The organism is Komagataeibacter ossonobensis (assembly GCF_057359305.1).
On record NZ_JBXAYQ010000130.1, the window covers coordinates 1 to 1,025 of the forward strand.

Consider the following 1,025-nt stretch of genomic DNA (forward strand, 5'->3'; position numbering starts at 1 on the left):
CCGCCATGGCGGGCAGATGGTCGTCCGCTTTCACGATATGGCCGACCAGGACACCCCAGTCGCCGCTATTCGTCGCGTTCTTCTCGCAGGACAGAACGGCTTTGAGCACGTCGACAGCAGCGCCACGCAGGAGCGCCTCGTCCAGCGCCATCTCGCCATCCTGGAACAGTCCGGCGGCGGCCACGAGCCGGCGTGACGGACGGCGCTGCGGGTAGTGTGCGTTGGAATCCCCATCCACCCGGACATTCTGCGCATTGAGGGCCGCGATCATCAGCCCGACCAGGACCCATGGATCGGCAGAGCCCCGCATGCCGTCCAATGCGGCATGCAGCGCCTGGGTGCGGAAACTGCCGATCATGTCAAAACCGCGCCCCGAAATATCGGGCCGTTCCCTCGGCCCTTCTGGCAGGGCTTCAATGACGGCGGATGGCGTCACGCGACCTGCCGCCTCGCTGCCCGGCAGGACGCACCAACCCTCGCGAACCTTGAGGCGATGATCAAGCCAGAAGAATTTCGTGGCGCCCTCGCGCTGCCAGTAGATCCGGACCATGCCGGGTTCGAAAACCGGCTCGCCGTTCTCGTCGCTCTGCACGATCAGTGCGTCTTCAGGCGTGTTCTGACCCAGCCACTGGCGCTGCGCCTTCTCATAGGCGAAGCCGTCATCGGTATAACGACCGTCCTTCCCGGCTTCACCGAACAGATCTTCCTGCCAGGCGATCCGGCAGCTTTTTGCAATGGCGTCATCGAACGAGGCCTCGTTTGCATAAAAACGGTCCTGCCGCAGGGCAGATGCAATCCGGTCCCAATCGGGGATGGCAGCACCGGGTTCCCAATTTCCGTCGGGCAGTTGCTCGCCCTCATCTTCGCAGGCTTCGACATCCTCGGGCGGCGACGAGCCAACCAGAAACCCGAAATGGCCCCAGACCTGTTCCTGCAGCGCGGTGGACGCAAGGGCGATACTCGCCAGTTCACGATTGCCGGGACCTTTGCCCGCCTCGATCCATGCAAGAATCTCGGGCAGGATC

At 63.6% G+C, this 1,025-nt stretch carries 1 pseudogene; it reads right to left on the minus strand.

The annotated features are described in order from the left end of the window. Nucleotides 1–1,025, minus strand: a pseudogene (locus tag AC1RQ9_RS19025) (ParB/RepB/Spo0J family partition protein); the annotation flags it as partial.